Origin of the sequence: Nocardioides sp. YR527 (genome assembly GCF_900101045.1) — a bacterium.
Lineage (GTDB): Bacteria > Actinomycetota > Actinomycetes > Propionibacteriales > Nocardioidaceae > Nocardioides.
Genome location: NZ_FNFN01000014.1, coordinates 13146 through 35679 on the forward strand (window position 1 = coordinate 13146; position 22534 = coordinate 35679).

Here is a 22534-nt window from a genome sequence, read left to right on the forward strand (position 1 = left end):
ACTCGGCGTCGGTCTTGGTGAGGATGAGCCGACTCGGCGGTGTCAGCGCTGGAAGCGGGCCGCCGCCCGGGTCAGCACCTCCTGAGCCTCGGCCACGATCCGGGTGACGATCTGGCCCGCTGGCGGGATGTCGCGGATGAGGCCCTGGCACAGGCCCGTGGACCAGATCCCGGCGTCCAGGTCGCCCTCCTCGAAGACCAGGCGCCCGCGAGCACCGGCGACGAGGGACTGCACGTCGGGGAACGTCCCGCCCTCCTCGAGGATGCGTACGACCTCGTCGCTGACCGCGTTCTTCGCGACCCGCGCGGTGTTGCGCAACGGCCGGAAGATCAGGTTGGTGTCGAGCTCGCTGTTGGCGACGATCTGGTCCTTGACCGACTCCGCGACCGGCGACTCCTGCGAGCACAGGAACCGGGTGCCCATGTTGACGCCGTCGGCGCCGAGCACCAGAGCCGCAGCCAGGCCGCGGCCGTCGGCGAAGCCGCCCGATGCGATGAACGGGATGGTCAGCGCGTCGGCGGCCGCCGGCACCAGCACCAGACCGGGGACATCGTCCTCGCCCGGGTGACCGGCGCACTCGAAGCCGTCGATCGAGACCGCCGCGACACCGACCTTCTGCGCCTTCACCGCGTGCCGGACGCTGGTGCACTTGTGGATCACGGTCACCCCGTGCTCGGCGAAGAACTCCATGTGCGGCTCGGGGCTGGATCCCGCGGTCTCGACGATCGTGACGCCGGAGTCGACGATCGCGCGCCGGTACTCGTCGTAGGGCGGCGGGTTGATCGAGGGCAGGATGGTCAGGTTGACCCCGAACGGCTTCTCGGTGAGCTTCCGGGTCCGCTCGATCTCCAGCGCCAGGTCGGCCGGCGTGGGCTGGGTCAGCGCGGTGATGATGCCCAGTCCGCCGGCCTCGGAGACGGCCGCCGCCAGCTCCGCGCGGCCGACCCACATCATCCCGCCCTGCACCACCGGGTGGTCGATGCCGACCAGCTCGGTGAACCGGGTGCCGAGCCGGACCCCGGGCAGGAGCTCACTCATAGAGCTCCCCCTTCTCGGCTCGCTCGACCAGCGAGGCGGGCGGCAGGAACCGCTCGCCGTACGCCTCGGCCAGCTCGTGACAGCGGGCGACGAAGCCGGGCAGGCCGCCGTCGTACTGGTTGGCGTACTGCAGCACGCCGCCGGTCCAGGCCGGGAAGCCGATGCCGAGGATCGAGCCGACGTTGGCATCGGCGACGCTGGTGAGCACGCCCGCGTCGAGGCAGGCGATGGTGTCGAGCGTCTCGGCGAAGAGCATCCGCTCCTGCAGGTCCCTCAGCGGCAGCTGGGTCCGGCCGGAGCCGTAGTGCTCGCGTACGCCCGGCCAGATGCCGGCGCGCTTGCCCTCGGCGTAGTCGTACCAGCCGGCGCCGTCCTTGCGGCCGGTGCGGCCCTGCTCGACCATCCAGTCCGAGACCGCCTCGGCGGGGTGCTCGATCCAGACACCGCCCTCGGCCTCGGTGGCGGCTCGGGTCTCGAGCCGGATCTTGCGCGGCAGGGTCAAGGTGAGCTCGTCGAGAAGCTGCAGCGCCCCGGCCGGGTAGCCGGCCTGGAGCGCGGCCTGCTCGACACTGACCGGCTCGACGCCCTCGCCGACGGCCGCGACGGCCTCGTCGATGAACCGGCCGATCACCCGGGAGGTGAAGAAGCCGCGGGAGTCGTTGACCACGATCGGGGTCTTGCGGATCTGCAGGACGAAGTCGAAGACCTTGGCCAGGGTCGCGTCCGAGGTCTGCTCGCCGCGGACGATCTCGACCAGCGGCATCTTGTCGACGGGGCTGAAGAAGTGGATGCCGATGAAGTCCTCGGAGCGCTTGACGCCCTCCGCGATCACGGTGATCGGCAGCGTCGAGGTGTTGGAGCCCAGAACCGCGTCGGGCTCGACGATCTCCTGGATCTCCTGGAAGACCCCCTGCTTGACCTCGACGGACTCGAAGACCGCCTCGACGACGAAGTCGACACCCTCGAAGTCGGCAGGGTCGCCGGTGGCGATGATCCGGGCGAGCAGGGCCTCCGACTTCTCCTGGGTCGTACGTCCCTTGGCGAGCGCCTTGGCCTCCAGGGCGCGGGCGTAGTCCTTGCCCTTCTCGGCCGCCTCGGCGCTGACGTCCTTGAGCACCACGTCGATGCCCACCTTGGCGCAGACGTAGGCGATCGCGGCGCCCATCATCCCGGCGCCGATTACCCCGACCTTGCGAGCCTGGAAACGCTCGTAGCCCTCGGGGCGGCTGGCGCCGTCGGTGATGTGCTGCTGGTCGAAGAAGAAGGCCTTGATCATGTTCTTGGCGACCTGGCCGTTGGTCAGGCTGACCAGGTAGCGGGTCTCGATCTTCGAGGAGGTGTCGAAGTCGACGTACGCCCCCTCGACCGCGGCCGCGAGAGCGGCCCGGGGCGCGGGCATCGGGGCACCCTTGAGCTGCTTGCGCAGCAGCGCGGGCAGGGCTGGCAGCATGCCGGAGACGCCGGGACTGCGTACGTCTCCCCCGGGCAGCCGGAAGCCCTTCTGATCCCACGGCTTGACCGGTGCCGGGTTCTCGGCGATCCACTGCCGTGCCCGGGTCTCCAGCTCGGTCGCGTCGGCGACGAGCTCGTCGACGATGCCGACCTCGAGAGCCTGGCGGGCGGTGAACCTGGTCGCCGGCAGGATCACCTCCTGCAGCGCCTTGGCCAGGCCGAACATCCGGACCATGCGGGAGATGCCGCCGCCGCCGGGCAGCAGCCCGAGGCTCACCTCCGGCACGCCGAACCGGCTGGAGCGGTCCTCGACCGCGATGCGGTGGTGGGCGCACAGGGCGACCTCGAGCCCGCCGCCCAGCGCGGTGCCGCCCAGCAGAGCGACGACCGGACGGCCGTTGGTCTCCAGGCGCCGCATCCAGCCCTTCATCCGGTCGATGTAGGCGGTCTCCTCGGCGGCGCGCGAGGCGTCGCCGGCGCGGAGCCGGTTGAGGTCGCCGCCGGCGAAGAAGGACTTCTTGGCGCTGGTCAGCAGCACGCCGGTGACGTCGTCATGCTCGGCCTCCAGGCGGGTGACGACCTCCTCGAGGCCGATCATGAACGCGTCGTTCATGGTGTTGACCGCCGACTCGGGGTCGTCGAGGGTCAGGGTGACGATGCCGTCGGTGCCGCGCTCGTAGCGGATCCCGGACTTGCTCATGGGGTGTGTCTCCTTCTCGTCAGACGCGCTCGATGATGGTGGCGATGCCCATGCCGGCTCCGACGCACAGCGTGGCCAGGCCGCGGCGGCCGCCGGTGCGCTCGAGCTCGTCGAGCACGGTGCCGAGGATCATGGCGCCGGTGGCGCCCAGCGGGTGGCCCAGGGCGATGGCGCCACCATTGACGTTGACCTTCTCGTCCGGGATCTTCAGGTCGCTCTGCCACTTCATGACCACGGCGGCGAAGGCCTCGTTGAGCTCGAACAGGTCGATGTCGTCGACGGTGAGGTTGGCCTTCGCGAGCGCCTTCTCGGTCGCCGGGGTCGGACCGGTGAGCATGATGGTCGGGTCGGAGCCGGTCACGGCGGTCGCCACGATCCGGGCCCGCGGGGTCAGCCCGAGCCGCTCCCCCACCTCGGCGTTGCCGATCAGGACCAGGGCGGCGCCATCGACGATGCCGGAGCTGTTGCCGGCGTGGTGGACGTGGTCGACCTTCTCGATCCAGTGGTACTTCTGCAGCGCCACCGCGTCGTAGCCGGCCTGCTCGCCTGCCGCCGCGAAGGACGCCTTCAGGGCGCCGAGCGAGTCGACCGTCGTGCCGGCGCGGCGGTGCTCGTCGGTGTCGAGCAGGGTGACGCCGTTGACGTCCTTGACCGGCACGATCGACTTCGCGAACCGGCCCTCGGCCCAGGCGGTCTCGGCGCGCTCCTGGGAGCGGGCGGCGTAGGCGTCGACGTCCTCGCGGGAGAAGCCCTCGATCGTCGCGATCAGGTCGGCGCCGATGCCCTGGGGCACGAAGTAGGCGTCGTAGGAGGTGGTCGGGTCCTGGGCGTACGCTCCGCCGTCGGAACCGATCGGCACCCGGGACATCGACTCGACTCCGCCGGCGAGGACGAGGGTCTCGAACCCGGAGGCGACCTTCTGGGCGGCCAGGTTGACCGCTTCCAGGCCGGAGGCGCAGAACCGGTTGACCTGCACTCCGGCGACGGTCTCGGGAAGACCGGCGACCATGGCGGCGGTGCGGGCGATGTCGCCGCCCTGCTCCCCGACCGGGGACACGACACCGAGGACGATGTCGTCGACCACGCTCGGGTCGAGGCCCGGGTTGCGCTCACGGATCGCATCGATCAGGCCGACCACCAGGTCGACCGGCTTGGTGCCGTGCAGGGCGCCGCCGCGGTTCTTGCCACGTGGCGTACGGACGGCGTCGTAGATGAAGGCGTCGGACACGGATGCCCCTTTCGATGGGTGGAGGACGGTCTCAGAGACCGAGGTCGCGGCCGACGATCTCTTTCATGATCTCGGTCGTGCCGCCGTAGATGGTGGTGATGCGGGAGTCGAGGTAGTCCTGCGCGATGCGGTACTCGAGCATGTAGCCGTAGCCGCCGTGCAGCTGGACGCAGCGGCCGACGACCGAGACGTACTGCTCGGTCGTCCAGAACTTCGCGGCGGCCGCGTCGACGGCGCTCAGCTCGCCGCGCGAGTGCCGGGCGAGGAGGTCGTCGATGTAGGAGCGGCTGACCCGGACGGCGGTGACCATGTCGGCCAGCTCGAACCGGGTGTTCTGGAAGGAGCCGATCGGCTTGCCGAAGGCCTGGCGCTCCTTGACGTAGGTCAGGGTGCGCTCGAGGACGCCCTCGGAGGCGGCGACCGCGTTGGCGGCGATCGAGATCCGCTCCTGGGGCAGGTTCTTCATCAGGCCGAGGAACCCGCTGCCCTCCTCGCCGAGCAGGTTGGCCGCCGGGACGCGTACGTCCTCGAAGAAGAGCTCGCTGGTGTCCTGCGCGTGCAGGCCGACCTTCTCCAGGTTGCGGCCGCGTTTGAAGCCGGGCATGTCGGCCTCGATCACCAGGAGGCTGATGCCCTTGTGCTTGTCCTCGCCGGTGCGTACGGCCGTGACGACCAGGTCGGCGTTCTGCCCGTTGGAGATGAAGACCTTGGAGCCGTTGACGACGTAGTCGTCGCCGTCGCGGACCGCGCTGGTGCGGATGCCGGCGAGGTCCGAGCCGGTGCCCGGCTCGGTCATCGCGACCGCCACGATCAGCTCGCCGGCCGCGATGCCGGGCAGCCAGCGCTGCTTCTGCTCGTCGTTCGTCAGGTCGGTGAAGTAGGGGATCACGATGTCGTTGGAGAGACCGACGCCGGCGAGGCCGTCGGAGACCGGGTGCCGGGCGAGCTCCTCGCCGAAGATCGCGTTGAAGCGGAAGTCTCGGGTGCCTCCCCCGCCGTACTCCTCCGGGATGTTGAAGCCGAGCACGCCCGCCTTGGCGGCTTCGGTGAAGAGCCAGCGGTCGACCTTGCCCTCCTTCGCCCAGCGTTCCGCGTTGGGGGCCGCGTGCTTCTCGACGAACGCCCGGGCGGTCTCCCGGAACGCCTCGTGGTCCTCGTCGTACAGGTTGCGATCCGTGGGGAAGGCACCGCTCATGAGCTACTCCGATCTGCCGTTTTTTAAATCGTATTAGATTTTAAAACTGTGTCAAGAGTCGGTCTTGTCCCCGCTCACCGCCGAGGCTGTCCGCGCCGACACGATCGCTCGCCCAGGCCCGTTGCCGCTCGCGAAGGGGCGATCGCGCGGTTAGCGTCGACAGCGAGGCGGGCCGGCCGGCCCGCCGAGCGGTCACGACATGCACAGGAGCGCGAGATGGTCGACCAGGACACCTCCGGCGAAGGGCCCGTGCCCACGGGTGAGTGGAAGCAGCGGGACTACCACCATCCGGCGGCCGGCTGGGGCGCGGCGACCTCGGTCATGAAGGTGCTCTCCCGCGAGCACGCCATCGCCTCGGGGACCAGGGCGATGTTCAAGATGAACCACGAGAACGACGGGTTCGACTGCCCCGGCTGCGCCTGGCCCGACGACCTCAAGGGCCTCAAGCTCGACCTGTGCGAGAACGGGATGAAGCACGTCGTCTGGGAGATGACGGGCAAGCGCGTGGACCGCGACTTCTTTGCCGCCCACACGGTCTCGGAGCTCGAGACCTGGTCCGACTTCGAGCTCGAGGACCAGGGCCGGCTGACCGAGCCGATGGTCTACGACGAGGCGACCGACCGCTACGTACCGATCTCGTGGGCGGACGCGTTCAGGCTGGTCGGCGAGACGCTGCGAACTCTCGACGGTCCCGACGAGGCGGCCTTCTACACCTCGGGGCGGCTCGGCAACGAGGCCACGTTCCTCTACCAGCTGTGGGCGCGCGAGTTCGGCACCAACAACCTGCCCGACTGCTCCAACATGTGCCACGAGGCCTCCGGGCGCGCTCTCACCGCCGCGCTCGGGACCGGAAAGGGCACCGCCGACCTCAAGGACTGGGAGACCGCCGAGGCACTCTTCGTCCTGGGCGTCAACGCCGCCTCCAACGCGCCCCGGATGCTCACCGCGCTGACCGAGGCCTACGACCGCGGCGCCCAGATCGTGCACATCAACCCGCTGGTCGAGGCGGCCGCCCGCAAGGCGATCATCCCGCACGAGTTCGTCGACATGGCGCTCTTCAAGGCCACCCGCACCAGCACCCTCAACCTGCAGGTCAGGCCGGGCGGCGACCTGGCTCTCCTGCGCGGCATGGCCAAGGCGCTCCTGGAGGAGCACCGCACCGACCCGAAGGCGCTCGACATCGAGTTCATCGAGCGCTACACCTCGGGTTTCGAGGCCTACCGGTCCCTGGTCGAGTCGACCTCCTGGACCGAGCTCACCCGCCAGGCCGGGCTCAGCGAGGCCGACATCCGCAAGGCCGCCGCGGTCTACTCCGCCTCCGACCGTACGCTGATCAGCTGGTGCCTCGGCGTGACCCAGCACGAGCACGGCGTCGACACGGTGCGCGAGATCGTCAACGTCCTCCTCCTGCGCGGCAACCTCGGCCGCGAGGGCGCCGGCCCCTCCCCCGTACGCGGCCACAGCAACGTCCAGGGCAACCGCACCTGCGGCATCGACCACAAGCCGTCCGCCGCGTTCCTCGACCGGCTCGGCGAGGTCTGCGGCATCGAGCCGCCCCGGGAGCGCGGCCTCGACACCGTGGGGGTGACGAAGGCGATGAACACGGGTCAGGTGAAGGTCTTCGTCGGCATGGGCGGCAACTTCGTCATGGCCGCTCCCGACACTGTCTACACCTCCAGCGGCCTGCGCAACTGCGACCTGACCGTCCAGGTGAGCACCAAGCTCAACCGGAGCCACCTCGTCCACGGCCGCAAGGCGCTCATTCTCCCCTGCCTGGGCCGCACCGAGAAGGACCACCAGGCCGGTGGCCTCCAGGAGACCTCCGTGGAGGACTCGATGAGCGAGGTCCACCTCTCCCGCGGGATGAAGCGGCCGGCCTCACCCCACCTGCTCTCCGAGCCCGCGATCATCGCCGGGATGGCGCGGGCGACCCTGCCCTCGAGCACCATCCCCTGGGAGTCGTGGATCGAGGACTACGACCGGATCCGCGACGTGATGGCCAAGGCCCTGATCGGCTTCGAGGACTTCAACCGCCGGGTACGCCTCCCGCTCGGGTTCCGGCTCAAGCAGCCCGCCCGCGAGCTGGTCTTCCACACGGCCTCGGGCCGGGCGGAGTTCTCTGCTGTGCCGCTGCCCAACGTGATCCCGGCCGACGACGACGTCCTCGTGCTGCAGACGATGCGCTCCCACGACCAGTGGAACACCACGATCTACTCCGACGACGACCGCTACCGGGGCATCAAGAACCTGCGTACGTTGATCCTCATGCACGAGGACGACATGCGCTCGCGGGGCATCGAGGAGGGCTCGCTGGTCGACATCGTCGCCACCGCCAAGGACGGCAGCGTCCGGTCGCTCCGTGGCTACCGTGCCCTTCGCTACGACCTCCCACGCGGCAGCGCCGCCGGCTACATGCCGGAGATGAACGTGCTGATCGGGGCCAGCGACTACAGCGTGCAGAGCGACCAGCCGCTGATGAAGAACGTGAAGGTGAGGGTGACTCCCGCGGGCTGACGCCCGGCCCTGTTGGTCGAGCCGCCGGAGCCGACGCGCTCAGCCGACGGGAACGGGCTCGATCCGGTCGGTGCCTGCGTAGATGTTCATCGAGGAGCCGCGCAGGAAGCCGACCAGGGTCAGGCCGTTGTCGTCGGCAAGGTCGACGGCGAGCGAGGAGGGGGCCGAGACGGCGGCGAGCAGCGGGATGCCGGCCATCACGGCCTTCTGGACGAGCTCGAAGGAGGCGCGCCCGCTCACCATCAGCATGCTGTTACGCAGCGGCACCATGCTCTCGCGCAGCGCGTGCCCGATCACCTTGTCGACCGCGTTGTGGCGGCCGACGTCCTCGCGTACGCAGAGCAGGTTGCCCTCGGCGTCGAAGAGCCCGGCCGCGTGCAGGCCGCCGGTGCTGTCGAAGACTCGCTGCGCCTCCCTCAGCCGCTCCGGGAGGACGGTGAGGAGCTCGGGCGTGACCCGCAGGGAGTCCTCCGCGACCGACCAGGCCGAGGACGTACGCACCGCCTCGAGGGACGCCTTCCCGCACAGTCCGCACGAGGAGGTCGTGTAGAAGCTGCGCTCCAGGGACGCGTCGGGCGGGGGTACGTGTGCGGCCAGGCCGACGTCGACCACGTTGTAGGTGTTGCCACCGTCGGCGGTGGCGCCGGCGCAGTAGCGGACGCTGGCGACGTCGTCGGCCGAGTGCACGACCCCCTCGCTCACCAGGAAGCCGACGGCCAGGTCGAAGTCACCGCCGGGCGTGCGCATCGTGACGGTCAGCGGCCGGCCGTTGACCCTGATCTCCATCGGCTCCTCGGCGGCCAGCTTGTCCGGCCGCCGCGAGATGACGCCGTCGCGTACCCGCAGCACGGGCCGTCCAACTGTCACTCTTCCCATGTCAGCTCCTGTGGTGTGGGGTCGGGTCGTGAGGGGTCATGGTGGGCGTGCCTGGCGGCGTGCACGGCTGCGCCGACGAGCAGGATGAAGCCGATCAGGGCCAGGCCTGCCAGGAGTTCAGGATAGGAGGCGGACCTCGCCATGACCGCCAGCAGCAGTGGCGCAAGGAAGCCGCTGTGGGCCACACCCTGGAACAGAGCCGACACCGTCGGCAGCGCGCCGGGCGGGGCGAGGCGCCCGATCTCGGCCAGACCCGATTCCAGGGTCAGGCCGTAGCCGGCGCCGAGGAAGACGGCCGCGGCCAGGACCAGGAGCGGTGAGACCTCCTCGCTGGCCAGGGCACCGAGCAGGAGCCCGACCACGACGGTGCCCATCGCGACGAGGGTCGCCCGGGCGCTACCGGGACGGTCGATCTTCGCCGCCAGCGGCTGCACCGCCAGCCCGACCAGCAACGTGACCGCCGCGACCAGGCCGCTGAACAGCGGCGCGTGGTCGCGGACCCGGTCGAGCACGAACGGCGGGAGGACGACATAGGAGACCGTGACCGCCGCGAAGATCGCGGGGCTGGCGGGCAGCACGATCCCGACGAACCGCGGATGGGTGATGGCGGACCAGCGGTCGCTCACCGGAGCGGCGGGCGGTGGCCCGGGTATCGAGCACATCTCCGGGATCCGGGCCGTCAGCGCGAGCACCAGCAACGCGAAGGCGCCGTGCACCAGGCACGGCACCACGGACGAAGCCGGGAGCCAGGCGGCGAGGGTCCCCGCGAGCAGCGGCCCGAGGGCGAAGCCGGCGCCGGTGGCGTACACCGCGACGCGGGCACCGCGGTCCGAGCCTGGCGAGAGCGCGCGCAGCCACGCGGCGCCGGCCGAGACGATCAGCCCGGCCGCGACCCCGGTCGCCAGCCGGCTCGCGACGACGATCTCGCCGGACACCTCGGCGAGCGCGAGCGCGAGGCTCCCGGCGGCGGTGATGGCCAGGGCGATGCGTACGACCCGGCGGTGGCCGAACCTGTCGGCCGTCCGGCAGCCGAGGAGAAGGGCCGGGACCAGACCGGCGAGGTAGACGGTGAACACCTCGACGACCGACATCGTCGACCAGCCCGCCTCGAGCCGGTAGACCACCGACAGCGGGGTGAACTGGTTGGCACCCCAGCCCGCAGCCACCAGCGCCGCCGCGACCAGGGCGCGGTCGGTGCGCGCCCCCGGCGACGCCGTGATCGCCTGCGGCACTCCCCCGATCGCACTCATCGCGGCCACGTCATCATCCGCTCAGGCCCGGGTGCGGGCGAGGAAGGGCTCGGGATCCTCGAGGAACGCCGCCGGCGGGACGAAGAAGAGGCATCCGGTGACGGCCGTGGAGAAGTCGAGGATCCGGTCGTGCCGGCCGGGCGTGCGTCCCAGGAACATGTTGCGCAGCATCTCCTCGGTCACGCCCGAGTCGGCGGCGTAGCCGATGAAGTACGTCCCGAACTCCCCCGCGCCCACCGAGCCGAACGGCATGTTGTCGCGCACGATCGCGCGTTCGGTGCCGTCGGGATCGGTGATGGTGTTGAGCGCGACGTGGGAGTCGTCGGGCTTGACCGAGTCGGCCAGCTCGATGTCGCTGAGCTTCTTGCGGCCGACGACCAGCTCCTGCTCCTCGACCGAGAGCTTCTCCCAGGCGTCCAGGTCGTGGAGGTACTTCTGGACGATGACGTAGCTGGCCCCTGCGTATCTCTCGTCGGGGTCGGTCTCGCCGTAGCCGACCAGCGCCGCCGGACCGGACTCGGCCGCCGCCGTGGGGCTCTCGGTGCCGTCGACGAAGCCGAGCAGGTCACGCTCGTCCCAGTAGCGGAAGCCGTGGACCTCGTCGACGCAGTCGACGAGCCCGTCGAAGAGCACCATCAGCTGGCGGCCCAGCTCGAAGCAGAGATCGGGCCGGCCGGCACGTAGGTGGAAGAGCAGGTCGCCGGGCGTGGCCACGGCCACGTGCTTCTCCCCCGTCAGCGGCCGGAACGGGTGCAGCCCGTCCGGGCGCGGGGCGGCGTACAACCGGTCCCAGGCTTCCGCCCCGATGCCGACCACGCAGCTGAGCGCCGCCTCGGGGATACGGAAGCCGATCGCGCGGGTGACCGAGGCCACGTCCGCGAGCGCGTCGCGGGCCTCCTGCTCCTTGCCCTCCCTGACCGTCACGGTGAGGAAGATGGCCGCCTTCGCGGGTGGTGCCAGTACGTCCTGTGCCCGGTCCTGCGGCGTCACGTGGGTCTCCTGCCTGCTCGCATCTCGGTCATGCCTGAGGGGTGCAGCCGCGGCGGCCGTCCCGCTCCAGGGCCCGCGCCCGGACGCCGGCGTCGCAGCAGAAGCCGCGACCGCTGCGCTTGAGGCAGAGGAGTCCGACGCAGCCGCCGTCGTCGACCACCGCGAGCCGGCGGACGTCGACAGCTGTCATCCATGTCCAGGTCGACCACAGGTCCGCCCCCGAACCGACCGTCCGGCCCGACAGGGTCCCGAGCGCCGTCACCGGGTCGTCGTCGCCCACCTCGGTGAGGTCCTGCCGCTCGATGACGGTCAGGAGCCTGTCGCCGTCGGTCACCAGCGCGGCATGGACGTGGTCGTCGAGGAAGAGCTCACGTACGTCGCGACCGGTCGCCGTGGCCGGGAGCAGCTTCGGCCTGCGGACCATGGCGTCTGCCACGGTCGCCTCGCCGGGCGCGTACGCGAGCCGCCCGCCGCCGAACTCGACCCCACCCTGGTTGCGGGTGGTCGACTCCTCGATCCTGCTGAGGGGCACCTGTCCTCTTCTCGTTCGCGTTCTCGTTCGCACTGCTGGTCCTGGTGGACACCACGGTACGCCGCGCGCCCCGTCCTCGTCGCCGCTCACCCGCGGTCGCTGTCCGCACGCACACCGACCACTGTGACCGGCGACGACGGGTAGCCTGCAGGCGTGAGTCGGACGAGTTCGCACACTCCTCTCCCCTCGGCCGCCGGGGTGCGGCTGGCCGGCTCGCTGCTGGCCGGAGCGGTGACGACCGCGGCCGGCGTACTCCTGGTCGACGCCCAGATCGGCACCCTTCTCGGGGTGGCGGTCCTCCACGCGGCGTTCGTCGCCTCCGGCTGGATCGCGCTGTGGCCGCTCGATGCCGGCACGACCCGCGCCAACACCCGCCGCGAGGACTTCCGGCCCGCGACCGAGGAGCTCATCGTGGTCGCCATCTCGCTGTGCGGGCTGCTCGGGATCGTGATGCTCCTCGTCGTCGGCCACTCCGCCCAGGGGCGCCTCGCCGCGGCGGTCGCGCTCGTCGGCGTCTTCCTGGCCTGGGCGAGCCTGCACCTGATGTACGCCGCGCGCTACGCGCACCTCTACTACGCCGACGACGCGGGCGGGATCGACTTCAACTCCGACGACAGGCCTGCCTACCGGGACTTCTTCTACTTCAGCTACAACCTCGGGATGACCTACCAGGTCTCCGACACCTCGGTGAACAGCTCCCGGATCCGCTCCGTCGTGCTGAGGCACACCCTGCTCTCCTACGTCTTCGGTGCGGTGGTGCTGGCGAGCACGATCAACCTGGTGGCCGGGATCGCAGCGGGCTGACGCCCGGCCGTTTCCGCGCGTGGGTCGCCCACAGCTCGGTCGCCGAGGCGACCCGCAGGGCGTAGGCGGCCGTCGCCAGCTCGGCCACGTCCATCGGCTCGGCCAGGGACCGGCCGGTCAGCTCCTGGATCCGGCGCAGCCGGTTGCGGACCGTGTTGGGGTGGCAGTAGAGCAGGGTGGCGGCGCGCTCGGCGGAGCCGGACTGCTCCAGGTACATGTCGAGGGTCTCGAGCAGGAGCTCACGGTCCTCCGACGGCTGCCGCAGCACCTCCCCCAACACGTTCTCCGCGAGCCGGCGGCCCTCGGCGGGCTCGTAGACCACCAACGCGGCCAGCGGACTGTGGTCGAAGGCCCGCAGCCCCGCGGTGCCCGGCTCCAGCCCGGCCAGCGCGGCTCGCGCCAGGCGCAGCGCGCGCGGTGTCTCCGGGAGCGAGGCGTAGGGCGGGCTCACCCCGGCGCGAGCGTCCGCGAAGCCGCGCAGCGTCTCCAGGACCTCCTCCTCCCGCTCCTCGGGGAACGAGACGATGCCGAGCTGCTGTGCCGGTGTCAGCCGCCATCCGGAGACGAAGCCCTGCTCGGCGAGGCGCTGCTCGACGTTGACCAGGCTCTCCTTGGCGAGCCCGTTGGTCTCGGCGGCGACCACGATCAGCAGCGCGTCGGCCGGGAAGCCGAGCAGGGCCGCCGCCTCCCAGGGACCCGACTCGGGACCGGGACGCCCGGTGAGGACCGCCTCGACGACCGCTGAGCGTCGTCGCTGCTCGGCGAGCATCAACTCGGCAGTGGTCGCCCGGTAGGCCTCGGTCAGGACGACGGCGTGCTCGTCGGTGAAGCGCCAGATGACGCCGGCGGTGTCGATCAGGGCATCGGTCAGCGCCGGCTGGCGGCTGCCCTGCACGTGCTCGACGAGGGCGTCCCAGAGTGCGGCGAAGCAGATCCGGTAGGCCCGCAGCACCTCCGGGAGCGGCACCCCCTGCTTCGCCCGGCGCCGGCCGGTGCGGTCGGATGCCTCCAGATCGAGCTGGGCGTGCGGGTCACCGATCGCGGCGACCACCGAGCGGAGGTTGTGGGCGAAGGACTGCCGCAGCTCGTCGAGCGAGACCAGCCCGCTCTCCCGGTCGCGGTAGTAGGTCGCGATCCGGTCGGCGACCTGGGCGCACGCCTCGTCGGCGAGCCGGGCGATGTTCTGCTCCGCCCAGGCCGCGAGCCGCGCTCGCCCGTCCTGTCGTGTCACACGCTCTCTCCTTCGCCGGTCCCGGGACCATCCTGTCATCAGCAGGGTGCCACCAGATGAGCCGTCGACTCGGCACGGGATCGCCCAGCCACGTACGATCTGCCTACCTACGACTGGGGCCGGAGGTTCCGTGAACGAAATCCAGCTCAGCGACCTGACCCTGGGACGCCATCTCGCCCAGGGCTCGCAGGGCCGCATCATCGAGCTGGCCGACCACCCCGGGACGGTCGCGAAGCTCTACCGCACGCGAGAGCGCGGCCTCGTGGACGGCCGTGCCCTGGCGGAGCTGGTGCGGATCCGCGGATTCGTCGAGAGCGAGGGCCTCCAGGTGGACCACTTCGCCGCCTGGCCGCACACGGTCGTGCTCGACGGGCTGCGCACCGCCGGCTTCCTGATGCAACGGGTCCACGACCCGTTCCTTGCCGGCTTCGGCCCCACCACCGCCCTTGCGGAGCTGGGTCTGCTCGTGGACAGCGGTGACGTACGGAGTCCCGGGATCTACGAGCGGGTGCTGCTGATGCGGGCGCTGGCCGCCGTGATGGACGCGCTGCACCGGCAGGGGCTGGTCCTCGGCGACCTCTCGCCGCGCAACATCGCCTGGTCGGTCTCGCCGATCCCCCGGGTGATGCTGCTCGACTGTGACGGGATCCGGCCGGCCGGCGAGGACGGTGTGCTGCCGCCCGCCGACACCCGCGGCTGGGAGGACCCCAGCAACGCCGGACTGCCGCCGACCGCCGACAGCGACCGCTTCAAGCTGGCCCTCACGATCGCCCGGGTGCTCACCGGCGACCGCAACGCCGCCCCCGGCCACCGGCCTGACCTGACCTTCGCCGGCGAGGCCGGCATCCTGGTCGGTCCGCTCACCCGGCTGATGGACCAGGCCGCCGCTCCTCCCGGACTCCGCCCGACCGCGTCGCAGTGGGCCACCGTCCTGGACGTACGCAGCCCCTGGGCCGGGGCCGCCCCGCCGCAGCCCCCGGCCCACCCCGCGATGCGCTCGCGCGGTCCCTCTCCCAGCGGGGAGATCCTGCGACCGTTCCGGCGGCCGTCGCGTTGATGGCGGAGAGACCGCGTGCTGGAGGCTGAGGCCGAACGCCTCCTCGACGACGAGCTGGTCGAGTGGCTCGCCGACCTGGTCGATCCGGCCCTGGTCCGGCGCGAGTCGCCCAAGGCACGGCTGCAGGGCCTGGGCGGTGCCGTTGTCCACCGGGTCGGGGTGAACGAGACCTTCGGGCTGCTGCACTTCCGCGACGGGCTCGAGCACAACCCGCTGCCGTTGCGCGATCCTGAGGGGCTGCGGATCGTGCTGGTCACCAGCCGCGGCGAGGACCTGGCGGTCGACGACGTCGAGTTCGTCGACTGGAGCCGCGACGACGACTGCCAGCGCTGCCGGACGGTGCTGTCGGGGTGGGAGCCCCCGGCCCTCGACCCGACGGCGACGATCACCTCGGTCGGCGCGCTCCACATCGCCTACGACCACGCCGACCGCGCGGGCATGGCCCCCGAGCAGGTCCTGGCCCGGCTCCGGCCGGCGGTCGCCGAGGCCGACGCCGCCTTGGCCTCCTGGGACGGCGCGAGCGTCGGGGCCTACTGGTATCCGGCCACCGAGACCTGGGCCCACGTCGTCCCGCTGCGCCTGGACCCGGCGGCCGAGCCGGTCGCAGGCGTGCTCGTCCGGCACCCGGACGGCTACCACCTCGTCACGATACTGACGCGGCGTACGGCCTTCTGGAACCTGGTCAGCGTCGGTCAGGTGCCGCCGGGCTGGCTCGACCAGCCCGACCAGCGGGTGACCTCCACGGCGATCACCGGACCGGCCGGCGGCCGCTCGCGATAGTCGGCGTACTTCGCGACCAGCGGCGCCAGGTCGTAGGTCTCGTGCACGCTCGCCACGCCGTCGGCCCGCGCCCACCACAGCTGATCCCAGTCGTCGTCGTAGCGGTCCACCAGCACCGCGACCCGGGGGTTGGCGGCGATGTCCTCGAGCCGCCGCAGTCGCGTGGTCGACTTGGGCTTGTGGTCGACGGCCGTGACCAGTACGTCGCCCGCGACCGCGAACACGATCGGCACGATCCGTGGCGCGGCGTCGGCCGAGACCGTGGCCAGGCGGGCCACCCGGGCATCGGCGAACCGTTCCCTGGCCCACTGCTCCTCGCGCCGCACCCTGCGAGCCTATGTGACGAACATCGCCACCGGCCCCACAGGCGAACAGGCCCTCTCCTCCCCTACCCTGGTCCGGCCGGAAAGAGACAGGCTGGTTCGGTTAGTCCAGCCCTCGGTGTCCCCGAGACGACGTCGCGCCCTACGGGTGCGGGCCCACGGCGCCATCACCGAACCGAACGGGTGGCGCACCGGGACCTCAGTCGTCGGCGCAGCCGCCGTTCTCGAACATGATCGGACGATCCATGGACAAGCGCACCGGACTTCTCATCCAGGTCGTGATGACCTTCCTGATGGCCCTGACGATGTCGGGCATCATGTCGCTCATCGCGATGGGCCCGACCATCGCCTGGCTGACACAGTGGCCGCTCGCCTTCATCACCGCCTGGCCCATCGCATTCGTGCTCACGATGCTCTTCCGACCGGCGGCGATGAAGGTCGCGATCCGGCTGACTCAGTCCTCCGGGTCGTAGCCCAGGTTGGGCGAGAGCCAGCGCTCGGCCTCGGCCATCGTCCAGCCCTTGCGGTGGGCGTAGTCGGCGACCTGGTCCTGGCCGATGCGGCCGACGACGAAGTACTGCGAGTCGGGGTGGCCGTAGTAGAGGCCCGAGACCGAGGCACCCGGCCACATCGCCATCGACTCGGTGAGCTCGATTCCGGTCTGCTCCTCGACGTCGAGCAGCGACCAGATGGTCTGCTTCTCGGTGTGGTCGGGGCAGGCCGGGTAGCCCGGGGCGGGGCGGATGCCGGCGTACTTCTCGGCGATCAGGTCCTCGTTGGAGAGCTGGCCGTTACCGCCCTCTTCAGCGGCGTAGCCCCAGAACTCGGTGCGTACGCGCTGGTGGAGCCGCTCCGCGAACGCCTCGGCGAGGCGGTCGGCGAGCGCCTCCACCATGATCGCGGAGTAGTCGTCGAGATCGTCCTTGAACGCCGTGACCCGCTCAGGGAGCCCGATTCCTGCGGTCACCGCGAAGGCGCCGACGTGGTCGGCCCCCTCGCCGACCGGCGCGACGAAGTCGGCCATCGACTTGTTGGAGATGCCGTCGCGGTGCTGGCCCTGCTGACGCAGCTGGAACAGAGTCGCCCGCTCCTCGGTGCGCGAGTCGTCGGCATAGACGACCACGTCCTCACCGGTCGAGTTGGCCGGGAAGAGGCCGTAGACGCCGCGCGCCTCGATCCACTTCTCCTCGATGATCTTGTCGAGCATCTCCTGCGCGTCGTCGTAGAGCTTGCGCGCGGCCTCGCCGGTGGCCGGGTTGTTGAGGATGTCGGGGAAGCGGCCCTTCATCTCCCAGGCGTTGAAGAACGGCTGCCAGTCGATGTAGTCGCGCAGCTCGGAGATCGGATAGTCCAGCAGCGTGTGCGCGCCGGGCTGCGCCGGCTCCGCCGGGGCCTTCGTGAAGTCGATCTCGGGCTTGTTGGCCTTCGCCTGGACGTACGTCAGGGACACCCGCTCACGCCGCTCGGCGTGGCGCTCGCGGAGCGAGTCGTAGTCGGTCTTGACCTCGGCCATCAGCTTCTCGCGACGCCCCGCGTCGAGCAGGGCTGCCGCGGTCGGCACCGAGCGGGAGGCGTCCTTGACCCAGACGACAGGCCCGTCGTAGGCCTTGTCGATCTTGACCGCGGTGTGGGCTCGCGACGTCGTGGCGCCGCCGATGAGCAGCGGCAGGTCGAGCCCGACGCGCTGCATCTCTCCTGCGAAGCCCACCATCTCGTCCAGCGAGGGCGTGATCAGGCCGGAGAGGCCGATGATGTCGGCGTCGTGCTCCTTCGCGGCGTCGAGGATCTTCTGCGCAGGCACCATCACACCGAGGTCGATCACCTCGTAGTTGTTGCACTGCAGCACCACACCGACGATGTTCTTGCCGATGTCGTGGACGTCGCCCTTGACGGTGGCCATCACGATGGTGCCGTTCTTGGTCTCGGCGTCGCCCGGCCGCTTCTCGGCCTCGATGAACGGGATCAGATAGGCGACCGCCTTCTTCATCACCCGAGCGCTCTTGACGACCTGCGGCAGGAACATCTTGCCGGCGCCGAACAGGTCACCGACGACGTTCATGCCGTCCATCAGCGGCCCCTCGATGACCTCGATCGGGCGGCCACCGCGAGCCGAGATCTCGGCGCGGAGCTCCTCGGTGTCGGACTCGACGTAGGCGTCCAGGCCCTTGACCAGCGCGTGGGTGATCCGCTCGCCGACCGGCAGCTCGCGCCAGGCCTCGGCCTTGGCCTCCGCCTCGGGTGAGTCCTTGTTGAACTTCGAGGCGATCTCCAGCAGCCGCTCTGCGGCGTCGGCACGCCGGTTGAGCACGACGTCCTCGATCCGGTCCCGCAGCTCCGGGTCGACCTCGGAGTAGGGCACCAGGGCGCCGGCGTTGACGATGCCCATGTCCAGGCCCGCCTCGATCGCGTGGTAGAGGAAGACCGCGTGGATCGCCTCGCGCACCGGGTTGTTGCCCCGGAACGAGAAGCTCACGTTGGAGATGCCGCCGGAGACCTTCGCCCCGGGGAGGTTCTGCTTGATCCAGCGAACGGCCTCGATGAAGTCCACGCCGTACGCCGCGTGCTCCTCGATCCCGGTCGCGACGGCGAACACGTTGGGGTCGAAGATGATGTCGTCGGGCTCGAAGCCGACCTCGTCGACGAGGATCCGATAGGCCCGCTCGCACACCGCGATCCGGCGCTCGTAGGAGTCGGCCTGGCCGTCCTCGTCGAAGGCCATCACGACCGCGGCGGCACCGTAGCGCTTGCACAGCTCGGCGTGCGCGACGAAGGACTCCACGCCCTCCTTGAGCGAGATCGAGTTGACGATCGGCTTGCCCTGGACGAGCTTGAGGCCGGCCTCGATGACCTCCCACTTGGAGGAGTCGATCATGATCGGGACCCGGGAGATGTCGGGCTCGGAGGCGACCAGCGTCAGGAACCGGGTCATCGCCGCGACCCCGTCGATCATGCCCTCGTCCATGTTGACGTCGATGACCTGGGCGCCGTTCTCGACCTGCTGCGCGGCCACGGACAGCGCGGTGTCGAAGTCGCCGGCCTTGATCAGGTTGCGGAACTTCGCCGACCCGGTGATGTTGGTCCGCTCCCCCACGTTGACGAAGAGGCTCTCCTCGGTCACGGTGAACGGCTCCAGGCCGGACAGGCGCAGCGCGGGCTCGACCTCGGGGACGTCGCGGGGCGCGACCCCCTCGACCTGCTTGGCGATCTCGGCGATGTGGGCCGGCGTGGTGCCGCAGCAGCCGCCGACCAGGTTCACGAACCCTGCGGTGGCGAACTCGTGGACGTGGCCCGCGGTGTCGGAGGGCCCCTCGTCGTACTCGCCGAAGGCGTTCGGCAGCCCCGCGTTGGGGTAGCAGGAGACGAAGGCGTCCGCGACGCGGGCGAGCTCGGCGATGTAGGGGCGCATCTCCTGGGCGCCGAGCGCGCAGTTGAGGCCCACCAGGAGCGGGTCGGCGTGACGTACGGAATCCCAGAACGCCTCGGTGACCTGCCCCGACAGGGTGCGGCCGCTGGCGTCGGTGATCGTGCCGGAGATCACGACCGGCCAGCGGCGGCCGTACTCCTCGAAGACCTGCTGGACGGCGAAGATCGCCGCCTTGGCGTTGAGGGTGTCGAAGATGGTCTCGATGAAGATCAGGTCCGAGCCGCCCTCGAGGAGCGCGCGGGTCGCCTCGGCGTAGGCGTCGCGGAGCTGCTCGTAGGTGACGTTGCGGGCGCCGGGGTCGTTCACGTCCGGGCTGATCGAGGCCGTACGCGTCGTCGGGCCGAGCGCGCCGGCGACGTAGCGCGGCTTCTCGGGGGTCGAGTAGATGTCCGCCGCCTCACGAGCCAGGCGCGCGGCCTCGAAGTTGATCTCGTAGGCGAGGTCGACCAGGTCGTAGTCGATCAGCGAGACCGCGTTGGCGTTGAACGTGTTGGTCTCGATGATGTCGGCACCGGCCTCGAGATACTCGCGGTGGATGCCCTCGATGATCTGCGGCTGGGTCAGGTTGAGCAGGTCGTTGTTGCCGATCAGGTCGGAGTGCCAGTCCTTGAACCGCTCGCCGCGATAGCCGGCCTCATCGGGACGGTCACGTTGGATCGCAGTGCCCATCGCACCGTCGAGCACCATGATCCGCTCCTTCAAGGTGGCGGTCAGGGTCTCGGTGACATCAGGGCGCAGACTCACTCTTGCTTTCCTCTCCCGGGCGGGCACGGTGGTGTGCACGGCTTTGCCTGAAACACGCTACGGCGTAGGTGCGCGGGCTATGCCATTTCATTCCGAATCCTGACACCGGGAGTCCACCAGGTGGGAATTGAGAAGGTGTACGCAGCGTGAACGACGCCGCCTCCCTGGTCCCGGTGACTAGGGTGGAGGTGTGATCGAGATCGAAGAGACCCGCGACCTGGTCGATCCTGTGGTGATCGCCGCGTTCGAGGGCTGGAACGACGCGGCCGACGCCGCCTCCGGCACGGTTGACCATCTGATGGACGTCTGGCACGCGCGGGTGGTGGCCGAGATCGATCCCGAGGACTTCTACGACTACCAGGTCAACCGGCCTGTCACCAGCACCGACGAGAACGGCTTCCGTTCCATCACCTGGCCCACCACCCAGATCGCCGTCTGCTCCCCGCCCGACCTGGACCGCGACATCATCCTGGTGCGCGGGATCGAGCCCAACATGCGCTGGAAGCAGTTCGTCGGCGAGATCCTGGAGTGCGTCGACGAGCTCGGCGGCCAGCTCGTGGTGACCCTCGGCGCGCTTCTCGCCGACGCTCCGCACACCCGGCCGATACCGGTCTCCGGCACCGCCACCGAGCCCGACCTCGTCGACCGCCTCAAGCTCGACTCGCCGTCCTACGAGGGGCCGACCGGCATCGTCGGCGTGCTCCAGGAGGCCTGCATCCAGTCCGACATCCCCGCGGTCTCCTACTGGGCCGCGGTCCCCCACTACGTCGCCGCCCCGCCCTGTCCCAAGGCCACCCTCGCCATCGTCAACAAGCTCGAGGACCTTCTGCAGTGCTCCATCCCCCTCGGCGACCTCCCCGAGGACGCCCGAGCCTGGGAGCGCGGCGTCAACGACCTCGCCGAGGAGGACGAGGACGTCTCCGACTACGTACGCTCCCTCGAGGAGGCCCGCGACACCGCCGACCTCCCCGAGGCCAGCGGAGACGCGATCGCCCGGGAGTTCGAGCGCTACCTCAAGCGCCGCACCGACGACTCATAACAGCCGAGGCGTCACCCCCGTCGGCCGAGATGTCACAACGATGACATCTCGGCCGACGTACGTGACGCCTCGACCGACCCGGGTGACGTCTCGGCTAGAGCTTGATGCCCAGCGCGGCGTCGACGAGCCGGGTGATGGTCTCGCCCGCAAGAGCGTCGGAGGTCTCGGCGAGACCGCCCGCGCCGAGGGTGGCGGCGACCCAGGCGTCGACGGCCTGGACCGCGCGTGGCGCGTCGAGGTCCTCGGCGAGAGCACCGAGGACGGTCTCGACGACCGGAGCGGCAGGGGCGCCGCGCCCGAGGGCGACGGCTTTGCGCCACTCGGCGATCTTGTCGACGGCGTCGAAGAGCTTGGCGTCGGTCCACTCCCAGTCGTCACGGTAGTGGTGGCCGAGCAGCACCAGCCGGATCGCCATCGGGTCGATCTCGGAGTTGCGCAGGGCGGAGACGAAGACCAGGTTGCCGCGCGACTTGGACATCTTGTGGCCGTCGTAGGCCACCATCCCGCCGTGGGTGTAGATCTCGGCGAAGTCCTTGCCGGCCGACCGCGCGTGGGAGCCGGACATCTCGTGGTGCGGGAAGACCAGGTCGGAGCCGCCGGCCTGGACGGTGAACCCGGCGCCGAGGTGCTCCAGGGCGATCGCGGTGCACTCGACGTGCCAGCCGGGGCGGCCCGGACCGTAGGGCGAGGGCCAGGACGGCTCGCCCGGACGCTCGGCGAGCCAGAGCAGCGGGTCGAGCGGGTCCTTCTTGCCGGCCCGCTCGGGGTCACCGCCCCGCTCACCGAAGAGCTCGATCATCTCCTCGCGCCCCAGGCGCGACTCCTCGCCGAACGCGTCGTCGACGGCCACCGAGGCGTAGACGTCGTCGTCGACCTTGTAGATCGCGCCGGCCTCCTCGAGCTCGCCGATCAGCGAGAGCACCAGCGGGATCGACTCGACCGCGCCGATGTAGTGCTGCGGCGGCACGACCCGCAGCGCCTCCATGTCCTGGCGGAAGAGCTCGGTCTCGCGCTCGGCGAGCGCCTCCCACTCGATCCCGACCTTGTCGGCCCGCTCGAGCAGCGGGTCGTCGACGTCGGTGACGTTCTGGGTGTAGCCGACCTCGTAGCCGGCGTTGAGCCAGGCCCGGTGGAGCAGGTCGAAGGCGACGTAGGTGTTGGCGTGGCCCATGTGGGTCGCGTCGTAGGGCGTGATGCCACACACGTACAGCGAACGGCGACCAGTTCCCGACGTCGGGACGACCGCGTCCCGCTGATGGTCATAGAGCCGCACCTCGGGCCCTGCGACGGACAGTTCTGGGACTTCGGGTGCAGACCATGCGCGCATGGGTGCAGCCTACTTGGAAGACCCCATCCG

At 70.4% G+C, this 22534-nt stretch carries 18 protein-coding genes; 6 read left to right on the plus strand and 12 right to left on the minus strand.

The window, feature by feature from the left end; genetic code table 11:
• Positions 1-42: 42 nt before the first annotated feature.
• From BLT25_RS28105 to BLT25_RS28120, 4 genes are read right to left on the minus strand one after another with little or no spacing between them, the layout of a single operon-like run.
• Positions 43-1038 carry an NAD(P)H-dependent flavin oxidoreductase gene (locus tag BLT25_RS28105; protein WP_091052941.1) on the minus strand — a complete coding sequence of 332 codons (996 nt, stop codon included), beginning with the start codon at positions 1036-1038 and terminating at the stop codon, positions 43-45.
• On the minus strand, positions 1031-3190 hold the full coding sequence (locus BLT25_RS28110; protein WP_091052943.1) for a 3-hydroxyacyl-CoA dehydrogenase NAD-binding domain-containing protein: 2160 nt from the start codon (positions 3188-3190) through the stop codon (positions 1031-1033). The genes BLT25_RS28105 and BLT25_RS28110 overlap by 8 nt, the downstream gene beginning before the upstream one ends.
• A 19-nt stretch (positions 3191-3209) precedes the next feature.
• Positions 3210-4418, minus strand: coding sequence for an acetyl-CoA C-acetyltransferase (locus BLT25_RS28115; RefSeq protein WP_091052945.1), 1209 nt, complete (start codon positions 4416-4418; stop codon positions 3210-3212).
• A gap of 31 nt (positions 4419-4449) precedes the next feature.
• Positions 4450-5613: an acyl-CoA dehydrogenase family protein gene (locus BLT25_RS28120; RefSeq protein ID WP_091052946.1), complete on the minus strand. Its 1164-nt coding sequence runs from the start codon at positions 5611-5613 to the stop codon at positions 4450-4452.
• Between the two features lie 216 nt (positions 5614-5829).
• On the opposite strand from BLT25_RS28120, the gene BLT25_RS28125 reads away from it, so the two are divergent.
• Entirely contained in the window at positions 5830-8127 is a 2298-nt protein-coding gene (locus BLT25_RS28125) for an FdhF/YdeP family oxidoreductase (protein ID WP_091052948.1), read from the plus strand.
• A gap of 39 nt (positions 8128-8166) precedes the next feature.
• On the opposite strand, the gene fdhD is transcribed toward BLT25_RS28125, so the two are convergent.
• Genes fdhD through BLT25_RS28145 form a run of 4 tightly spaced genes read right to left on the minus strand, consistent with a single transcriptional unit; the run spans position 8167 to position 11775 of the window.
• Entirely contained in the window at positions 8167-9003 is an 837-nt protein-coding gene (fdhD, locus tag BLT25_RS28130; RefSeq protein ID WP_091052949.1) for a formate dehydrogenase accessory sulfurtransferase FdhD, read from the minus strand.
• On the minus strand, positions 8991-10253 hold the full coding sequence (locus BLT25_RS28135; protein WP_091053047.1) for an MFS transporter: 1263 nt from the start codon (positions 10251-10253) through the stop codon (positions 8991-8993). The genes fdhD and BLT25_RS28135 overlap by 13 nt, the downstream gene beginning before the upstream one ends.
• Positions 10254-10274: 21 nt before the next feature.
• Positions 10275-11243, minus strand: coding sequence for a Dyp-type peroxidase (locus tag BLT25_RS28140; RefSeq protein ID WP_091052951.1), 969 nt, complete (start codon positions 11241-11243; stop codon positions 10275-10277).
• 28 nt (positions 11244-11271) lie between these two features.
• On the minus strand, positions 11272-11775 hold the full coding sequence (locus BLT25_RS28145; protein WP_091052952.1) for a CBS domain-containing protein: 504 nt from the start codon (positions 11773-11775) through the stop codon (positions 11272-11274).
• Between the two features lie 153 nt (positions 11776-11928).
• On the opposite strand from BLT25_RS28145, the gene BLT25_RS28150 reads away from it, so the two are divergent.
• Entirely contained in the window at positions 11929-12579 is a 651-nt protein-coding gene (locus BLT25_RS28150) for a DUF1345 domain-containing protein (RefSeq protein ID WP_091052954.1), read from the plus strand.
• On the opposite strand, the gene BLT25_RS28155 is transcribed toward BLT25_RS28150, so the two are convergent.
• Positions 12548-13810, minus strand: coding sequence for a PucR family transcriptional regulator (locus tag BLT25_RS28155; protein WP_218131513.1), 1263 nt, complete (start codon positions 13808-13810; stop codon positions 12548-12550). The two genes, BLT25_RS28150 and BLT25_RS28155, sit on opposite strands and share 32 nt — an antisense overlap.
• 130 nt (positions 13811-13940) lie before the next feature.
• Here BLT25_RS28155 and BLT25_RS28160 point away from each other — a divergent pair, with 130 nt between their 5' ends.
• The gene (locus BLT25_RS28160) at positions 13941-14867 is read left to right on the plus strand and encodes a hypothetical protein (protein WP_091052958.1); all 927 of its coding nucleotides are present in this window, start codon (positions 13941-13943) and stop codon (positions 14865-14867) included.
• A gap of 15 nt (positions 14868-14882) precedes the next feature.
• Positions 14883-15647, plus strand: coding sequence for a hypothetical protein (locus BLT25_RS28165; protein ID WP_091052960.1), 765 nt, complete (start codon positions 14883-14885; stop codon positions 15645-15647).
• Here BLT25_RS28165 and BLT25_RS28170 read toward each other — a convergent pair.
• Positions 15560-15973, minus strand: a complete 414-nt coding sequence (locus tag BLT25_RS28170; RefSeq protein WP_091052962.1) for a TIGR03668 family PPOX class F420-dependent oxidoreductase — start codon at positions 15971-15973, stop codon at positions 15560-15562. The genes BLT25_RS28165 and BLT25_RS28170 overlap by 88 nt on opposite strands.
• A gap of 242 nt (positions 15974-16215) precedes the next feature.
• On the opposite strand from BLT25_RS28170, the gene BLT25_RS28175 reads away from it, so the two are divergent.
• A complete protein-coding gene (locus tag BLT25_RS28175; protein WP_091052963.1) occupies positions 16216-16443 on the plus strand; it encodes a DUF2798 domain-containing protein in 228 nt (75 codons plus the stop codon).
• On the opposite strand, the gene metH is transcribed toward BLT25_RS28175, so the two are convergent.
• Positions 16425-20081, minus strand: coding sequence for a methionine synthase (metH, locus tag BLT25_RS28180; RefSeq protein ID WP_371113359.1), 3657 nt, complete (start codon positions 20079-20081; stop codon positions 16425-16427). The two genes, BLT25_RS28175 and metH, sit on opposite strands and share 19 nt — an antisense overlap.
• Positions 20082-20328: 247 nt before the next feature.
• Here metH and BLT25_RS28185 point away from each other — a divergent pair, with 247 nt between their 5' ends.
• On the plus strand, positions 20329-21177 hold the full coding sequence (locus BLT25_RS28185) for a PAC2 family protein (RefSeq protein WP_091052965.1): 849 nt from the start codon (positions 20329-20331) through the stop codon (positions 21175-21177).
• A gap of 94 nt (positions 21178-21271) precedes the next feature.
• Here BLT25_RS28185 and mshC read toward each other — a convergent pair whose 3' ends face one another.
• Positions 21272-22504, minus strand: a complete 1233-nt coding sequence (gene mshC / locus BLT25_RS28190) for a cysteine--1-D-myo-inosityl 2-amino-2-deoxy-alpha-D-glucopyranoside ligase (protein WP_091052966.1) — start codon at positions 22502-22504, stop codon at positions 21272-21274.
• Positions 22505-22534: the final 30 nt, after the last annotated feature.

What these genes read in the sequence shown, in the direction of transcription:
- mshC (WP_091052966.1), bottom strand. Translation starts at nt 22,504, where the DNA reads ATGCGCGCATGGTCTGCACCCGAAGTCCCAGAACTGTCCGTCGCAGGG.
- metH (WP_371113359.1), bottom strand. Translation starts at nt 20,081, where the DNA reads ATGGTGCTCGACGGTGCGATGGGCACTGCGATCCAACGTGACCGTCCC.
- fdhD (WP_091052949.1), bottom strand. Translation starts at nt 9,003, where the DNA reads ATGGGAAGAGTGACAGTTGGACGGCCCGTGCTGCGGGTACGCGACGGC.
- BLT25_RS28105 (WP_091052941.1), bottom strand. Translation starts at nt 1,038, where the DNA reads ATGAGTGAGCTCCTGCCCGGGGTCCGGCTCGGCACCCGGTTCACCGAG.
- BLT25_RS28135 (WP_091053047.1), bottom strand. Translation starts at nt 10,253, where the DNA reads ATGAGTGCGATCGGGGGAGTGCCGCAGGCGATCACGGCGTCGCCGGGG.
- BLT25_RS28175 (WP_091052963.1), top strand. Translation starts at nt 16,216, where the DNA reads ATGGACAAGCGCACCGGACTTCTCATCCAGGTCGTGATGACCTTCCTG.
- BLT25_RS28125 (WP_091052948.1), top strand. Translation starts at nt 5,830, where the DNA reads ATGGTCGACCAGGACACCTCCGGCGAAGGGCCCGTGCCCACGGGTGAG.
- BLT25_RS28110 (WP_091052943.1), bottom strand. Translation starts at nt 3,190, where the DNA reads ATGAGCAAGTCCGGGATCCGCTACGAGCGCGGCACCGACGGCATCGTC.
- BLT25_RS28120 (WP_091052946.1), bottom strand. Translation starts at nt 5,613, where the DNA reads ATGAGCGGTGCCTTCCCCACGGATCGCAACCTGTACGACGAGGACCAC.